Source organism: Sulfitobacter sp. HI0129, from assembly GCF_001635395.1.
In the GTDB taxonomy this organism is placed as follows: Bacteria; Pseudomonadota; Alphaproteobacteria; order Rhodobacterales; family Rhodobacteraceae; genus Sulfitobacter.
Genome location: NZ_LWGH01000197.1, coordinates 1 through 6,698 on the forward strand (window position 1 = coordinate 1; position 6,698 = coordinate 6,698).

Annotated in this window: 8 protein-coding genes; 6 read left to right on the top strand and 2 right to left on the bottom strand. The window is 59.6% G+C overall.

Features of this window, described 5'->3' with window-relative positions; genetic code table 11:
- Positions 1-245, top strand: a 245-nt coding sequence (locus tag A3764_RS25855) for a hypothetical protein (RefSeq protein ID WP_236627991.1), incomplete at its 5' end; no start/stop codon positions are given.
- Positions 246-739: 494 nt separating this feature from the next.
- Here the strand turns inward: A3764_RS25855 and A3764_RS01990 are convergent.
- Positions 740-937, bottom strand: coding sequence for a hypothetical protein (locus A3764_RS01990; protein WP_067267149.1), 198 nt, complete (start codon positions 935-937; stop codon positions 740-742).
- 337 nt (positions 938-1,274) lie between these two features.
- Positions 1,275-1,559, bottom strand: coding sequence for a Dabb family protein (locus A3764_RS01995; RefSeq protein ID WP_067267148.1), 285 nt, complete (start codon positions 1,557-1,559; stop codon positions 1,275-1,277).
- A gap of 270 nt (positions 1,560-1,829) precedes the next feature.
- On the opposite strand from A3764_RS01995, the gene nadA reads away from it, so the two are divergent.
- The 5 genes from nadA to A3764_RS02020 form a co-directional block, all read left to right on the top strand.
- Positions 1,830-2,882 (top strand): quinolinate synthase NadA, encoded by a 1,053-nt coding sequence (gene nadA / locus A3764_RS02000; protein ID WP_067267146.1) that lies wholly within the window; start codon positions 1,830-1,832, stop codon positions 2,880-2,882.
- Between the two features lie 4 nt (positions 2,883-2,886).
- A complete protein-coding gene (locus A3764_RS02005; RefSeq protein WP_067267144.1) occupies positions 2,887-4,449 on the top strand; it encodes an L-aspartate oxidase in 1,563 nt (520 codons plus the stop codon).
- Positions 4,446-5,294: a carboxylating nicotinate-nucleotide diphosphorylase gene (nadC, locus tag A3764_RS02010; protein ID WP_067267143.1), complete on the top strand. Its 849-nt coding sequence runs from the start codon at positions 4,446-4,448 to the stop codon at positions 5,292-5,294. The genes A3764_RS02005 and nadC overlap by 4 nt, the downstream gene beginning before the upstream one ends.
- Positions 5,295-5,398: 104 nt before the next feature.
- On the top strand, positions 5,399-6,226 hold the full coding sequence (gene panB / locus A3764_RS02015) for a 3-methyl-2-oxobutanoate hydroxymethyltransferase (RefSeq protein ID WP_067267178.1): 828 nt from the start codon (positions 5,399-5,401) through the stop codon (positions 6,224-6,226).
- The coding region (locus A3764_RS02020; RefSeq protein ID WP_150122056.1) for a 4-phosphopantoate--beta-alanine ligase at positions 6,223-6,698 on the top strand (476 nt) is incomplete at its 3' end. The genes panB and A3764_RS02020, both read left to right, overlap by 4 nt.

Below are 6,698 nucleotides of genomic sequence, written 5' to 3' on the forward strand. Positions count from 1 at the left end.
GCCGCGCAATCGCGGCGACATTTGAACGGCGCGATACGGCCGTTCCGACAGAGACCCCAGATGCGTTGACGGCCGCGTTCAGTAAAGACGAAGCCAAGCAGCGCCAGTGGGCGGCTTTCAGTCGAGACGTTTCCTTCGACCCGGGACCGCTGCCACGCGTAGTTGAAACGTTGGCGGGATTTCTGATGCCGGCCGCGGTCACCGCAATGCGCCACAAACCGCAATCGAAAGACGACCAATCATGAACGGGAAGAAAGTGAATATCTATGCTTAGTCGGGGGTCCGTATGACGCCATTGAAAGCCACATATCCATGCCTCTGGCACCGTCGTGAACGATCAGTTTAAAGGTCTGTTCGCATGGGAAGATTACATCGCAGCATTGGAGGCAGCATCACCTAAAAATGAGACGCTGTCCGGGCTTTCTTTCGGATCATGTGTGCAGCCTCGATCCCGGCGATCGTTTTGGGCGGGACGCTTTAAGCTGTGAAAACTGTCCAAATTTTTGCCCGACCCCCGGTGTCAATTCTGCGTGGAAATCAACGCAATCGCGGCCAACCGCGCGCCGCATCTGTCACAAATGCTTAAAATTCAAGCACCCAAGAGCGCGCCCAAGCTGGCTTCCCCAAGGCTGATTTCATCAACAGAGTTACCCCCACTTTTTGGGGATAACTCTTGGGCAATAAATGGTGACGCGCTTGCAGAGCATCGTCATAGAACAGACCACCTGTTTTGTACCGGCTATAAGCATGACGTGTCTCGTAGATAGATCTCACCTGCGACCATGCCAACCTGCTCAAAATCTGTGAGCTCAGATAAAACCGCAGCAAACTGCGCTGGCTCCACTGCTAGGCTTTCCTGAATAACTTCCGGTGAAACCGCTTCCATCGGGCTGACAGCACCTCGTTTCTTCAATTCGTGCAGAATAGCTTGTTTCATCGAAAGTCTCCTCACTGGGCTTGCCCGGACAGTAAATGATCCGCACATCTATACCCACATACCGCATCAGATGAATGTAACAACGTGACCGCAAACCCGTGAGTTCGCCGGTTCCAAACACACGCGCTCTCAAAGCGCACCTCGCCCGATGGATGTTATAAAGCACGGCTCCCCCTAAGCAACCCGTTGAACGATCGACGCCAGCCCATATGGGCCGCTTCATCGGGCAATCGCAGATTGGAAAGCCGTTCATCCCGCGTCAGTCATTTCTAACCCGTCACGCAGTTGACCTCTTCCTCACCCATCAACATAACGATGGAACACGCCCCGCGCGCCTTCATGCTTCGATATCAGCAGCGAACCGCAATTCACGCAATGGACGTACCCGGCGTATGGAAGCTTGATAGATCTCATGTCCTTTGTAGGCATCGAGTGCTGCGGAATCCTCGAATTCGCCGTATACAACCACGTCGACTTCTTGGCTGATAGGATCGGACTTCCGGTTCGCTGTCACTTCCAACTTCAACGCATGGGGAATCCCTTTCAGGATAGAAAGCCCGTCTAAAATGTCCGTGACGTCGCGTTCGGATTTGGCAGTAAAAAAGACGATGTGCCGGATCAATTTCTTTGTCCTTAGGTGAAGGTCATGGAAGCCTCTTTTGCACTTACAGCTTTGCAGAGGCAAGCACGCCGGTTTCTTCCAAAACCCGCCGGAGCAACCCAACAGGTGGAACCACGACCTATGGGTACGCGATCATTCGGATCGTGCCACCGTTACCCGCTTGCCCTTACGTAAGCCGCCCCCTAAACATCCCACCACCGGAAATCTCAACGTTGCCGGTTAGACCGCACTGCCCGGAATGGGCTGTAATAACCCGAGGATATTTAGCACTTGCTTGATCAGACCGCGCTGCGCACCGAACTTGCCCATCACTACGATCTTGCCCCATCCGCCGAACTGGCCGCGGCGCATGCCGGGATTTACAGCAAGATGGAGCGGGTGATCTCGCCGCCCGACTGGGCGATCTTCGCCCCCTATGTGGTCGCGATCAACGCGTTGAAGAAACAGCGCAATGCAGTGATCCTGGCCCACAACTACATGACCCCCGAGATCTACCACGGCATCGCCGACGTTGTCGGCGACAGCCTGCAACTGGCGATCGAGGCAACAAAGGTCGAGGCCGATGTCATCGTGCAATGCGGCGTGCATTTCATGGCCGAAACGTCAAAAATACTGAACCCGTCCAAAACCGTGCTGATCCCTGATATGGAGGCAGGCTGTTCTCTGGCCGAAAGCATCACGGCAGACGGCATCGCACAGATGCGCGCGCAATATCCCGGTGCGCCTGTGGTCACCTATGTGAACACCACCGCAGAGGTCAAAGCCGCGTCAGATATCTGTTGCACCTCGTCCAATGCCGCGCAGATCGTCGCGGCACAGCAAAGCGATACGGTGATCATGACGCCGGACAAATATCTGGCGCAGAACGTCGCCAAACAGGTGCCACACAAACGCATTGTCTGGTGGGATGGCGCCTGCATCGTGCATGAACGTTTCACCGCGCAGGATCTGAACGATTTCCGCACATACAACCCCGACACCCGCATCATCGCGCACCCGGAATGCCCACCCGATGTCGTGGAAGCCGCGGATTTTTCGGGCTCAACCAGCGGCATCATCGCTTATGTGGAACGCGAACGCCCCGCCAAAGCAATGCTGGTAACCGAATGCTCAATGGCCTCGAATATTTCCGACAGCCTGCCGGACGTAGACTTCGTGGGGCCATGCAACATGTGCCCTTACATGAAAAAGATCACACTCGAAAAAGTGCTGTGGACCCTGCACACAATGCAGGGGGCGGTCGAAGTGGATGCTGCCGTGGCAGACAAGGCGCGCATCGCCGTAGAGCGCATGATTGATCTGTCCCGGCAGTTGGCCTGCTGATCGCATGAAGCGTATCAACACGGGTCGCGTTGTCATCGTCGGCGCGGGGCTGGCAGCGCAATATGCAGCGCTGCATCTGGCACCGCGCCCGGTGTTAATGATCTCGCCAGAACCGTTGGGACAAGGCGCATCCTCGGCCTGGGCGCAGGGCGGCGTGGCCGCAGCGATGCATCCGGCAGACAGCGCCGCCGCCCATGCCCGCGACACGGTGCAGGCTGGGGCAGGTACGGTGGACGCGCGGGTCGCGCAAGCTGTGGCCGACGAGGCGCGGATGCATATTCTGGACCTGACTGAACTTGGCACCATCTTCGACCGGACTCCCAAAGGTGGATACGTCATGTCGCGCGAGGCGGCGCATTCCTTTGCCCGCGTGGTACGCGTGCGGGGCGATCAGGCCGGGGCCGAAATCATGCGCGCCCTCACCGCACAGGTGCGCGCCGCCCCACATATTCAGATCCTGGAGGGTGTGATGGCCACCGGCCTTGAAATGGCGAACGGCGCCGTGTGCGGCGTCGAGGTGGTACACTGTACCAACGGTCAATCCGCGCCCTGCCTGATCCGTGGGGCCGCCGTGTTGCTGGCAGGGGGCGGTTCTGGCGGACTGTTCGGGCTGACAACCAATCCGCCGCGTGTGCGCGGCCAGGTGATCGGCATGGCAGCACGCGCGGGTGCGGTGATCGCCGACGCCGAATTCGTGCAGTTTCACCCCACGGCCATCGACTGCGGCCTGGACCCCGCCCCATTGGCCACCGAGGCCCTGCGGGGCGAAGGTGCCATCCTGGTCAACCGCCACGGCATCCGGTTCATGCAAGAGGCCCACCCCGACGCCGAACTGGCCCCGCGCGACATCGTGGCCCGCGCGGTCTTTGCCCAATCGCAGGCCGGACTGGCCCCGGCGTTGGACACACGCGCGGCCTTGGGCGCACGATTGTTGCGGGACTTTCCCGCTGTCGCCGCCGCCTGCCAACAATCGGGACTGAACCCGCTGGTCACTCCGATCCCCGTGGCAGCCGCCGCCCATTACCACATGGGTGGCGTTGCCACCGATGCGGCGGGTCGCACATCGCTGGAAGGACTTTGGGCCTGCGGCGAGGCGGCCTCGACCGGATTGCACGGTGCGAACCGGCTGGCATCGAATGGTCTGCTCGAAGCCTTGGTCTACGGGCGGCGCGCAGCGGTTGACATGGATGCCGTCCTTGGGCCTGTTCCAACGAAACAGGCGGCTGTCTCCTTGCCTGATCTGCCGCCCGCAACAGCACCGCGCAGCGACCTGGTGAACCGGCTACGCCAAACGATGACGCATGGCGCAGGCGTGATCCGCACGGCCCAAGGGCTACAGCGGACCCTGAACGAGATCGCCACAATCGAAGCGGACCAACCCGATTGCACCGCCTTGGCAAATATGACCGCAACCGCAACGCTGATTACGACCGCCGCGCTGAACCGGCGCGAAAGCCGCGGGGCGCATTTCCGGTCTGACCATCCCGACTGCGACGGCGCAACCGGCGCGCGTTCCTTTCTCACACTCACCCAAGCGCGTTACTCCGCGCCACTGGAGACGACATGACCCAAGGCCCCCTGCCCGACCTCATTCTTGAACCGTTGGTCCGCGCCGCATTGATGGAAGACCTAGGCACCTATGGCGACATCACCACGCGCACGGTGATCCCCGCTGATACACGCTATACCGCACGCTTGAATGCACGCGCAAACGGTGTGCTGTCAGGCACACAAATCGCGGCGCTGGCGTTCCGGCTGATTGACCCAGCACTAAAGGTCACCGCCCACAAAAGCGACGGCGACAGCATCGCGTCGGGTGATTTGCTGATGCAGATCGAAGGCCGCGCCGCATCTATCCTGTCGGCCGAGCGGGTGGCGCTGAACTTTGTCGGCCGTCTTTCGGGCATCGCCACTTTGACCGCCAGCTTTGTGGCCGAGACAAAAGGCACCGCCACGCGCATCACCTGCACCCGCAAAACCACGCCAGGTTTGCGGCTGGTCGAAAAGCAGGCCGTGCTGCACGGCGGTGGGTTCAATCACCGGTTCTCCCTCTCGGATGCGATCATGATCAAGGACAACCACATTGCCGCTGCGGGCGGTATCCGGACTGTGTTGCAAGCCGTAAAGGCCCAGGCGTCGCATATGGTCAGAACCGAAATTGAAGTCGACCGGCTCGACCAGTTGCAAGAGGTGCTGGACGAAGGCGGCGCGGACGTGGTCCTGCTGGACAACATGGACACGCTAACCTTGCGGGATGCTGTCAAGATCAATGCCGGTCGTCTGGTGCTAGAAGCCTCGGGCAACATGCGCATCGACCGCATCGCCGAGGTCGCAGCGACCGGCGTCGATTACATCTCGTCAGGGGCGCTGACACATTCCGCACAGACAATCGACATCGGATTGGACTTCTAATCTGCAAACTCACCGCACTGTTAGCGCAATAATATTACGCTGCGCTTGCAAAGCACCCCAGGGCCTCTTAGTGAGTTGCCCTAACGTAAACTTTGGATGTTGAAATGAGCCGACCTGCACAGATCAAAGCGTTGAACGCCGCCGATATTCTTGCCCGCAAGGGCGCGACGCCCCTGGTTTGTCTGACCGCCTATACCACACCTGTGGCAAAACTCGCGGATGAACACTGCGATCTTGTGTTGGTGGGCGATAGTGTGGGGATGGTGCTGCACGGTCTGACCTCAACCCTCGACGTGACCATGGAAATGATGATCCTGCACGGGCGCGCGGTGGCGCGGGGCATCACACGGGCCTTGATGGTGATCGATATGCCTTTTGGCAGCTACGAAGAAAGCTCGGCCCAAGCGTTTCGCAACGCCGCACGGCTGATGGCTGACACCGGCGCCGGTGCCGTCAAGCTTGAAGGCGGGCGGCACATGGCCGATACGATCCGGTTCCTGACCGAGCGAGGCATCCCCGTGATGGCACATATCGGGCTGACCCCGCAGGCGGTAAACGCCATTGGCGGCTACAAGGTGCAAGGCCGTGGAACAGATGCAGCGCGTATTCGGGACGACGCCCAAGCCGTTGCGGATGCCGGTGCGTTTTCTGTGGTTCTGGAAAAAGTCCCGGCCGCCTTGGCCGACGAAATTACGGCCCAAATTGCCATCCCCACGGTCGGTATCGGGGCGTCAGCTGGGTGCGACGGCCAGATCCTTGTGATTGATGACATGCTGGGACTGTTCGACGCCTTCAAGCCGAAATTCGTCAAACGCTATGCCCATCTGGCCGCTGATGCATCTACAGCCATTGAAACCTATGCCGCTGAAGTCCGCGCGCGCACCTTTCCTGCCGCCGAGCACGTATTCACTGACCAAGGAACCGCCTCATGAAAATTATCCGCCGTAAATCCGAGTTGCGTGACCTGACCAACACCTGGCGCCGAGCGGGGGATACGATTGGTGTGGTCCTGACGATGGGTGCGTTGCATGATGGACACCTGAGCTTGGTCAAAGCCGCCCACAGCCGCGCCGACCGCGTCATCGTGACAATCTTTGTCAATCCGCGTCAGTTCAACAACCCCGAAGACCTGGCAAAATACCCCAAAACCGAAGACAATGACGCCCGCATCCTCGGGCCACTTGCGATTGACGTGCTCTATATCCCCGAGCCCGAGGAAATGTACCCCACAGATTTCTCCACGACGATTTCCGTGTCCGGTGTCAGCGCCGGACTGTGCGGCGGCGACCGGCCCGGTCACTTCGATGGCGTGGCGACCGTCGTGACCAAGCTGCTGCTACAGACCGACGCCGATTGTACGTTCTTCGGCGAAAAGGATTATCAGCAGCTGCAGGTGGTCCGTCG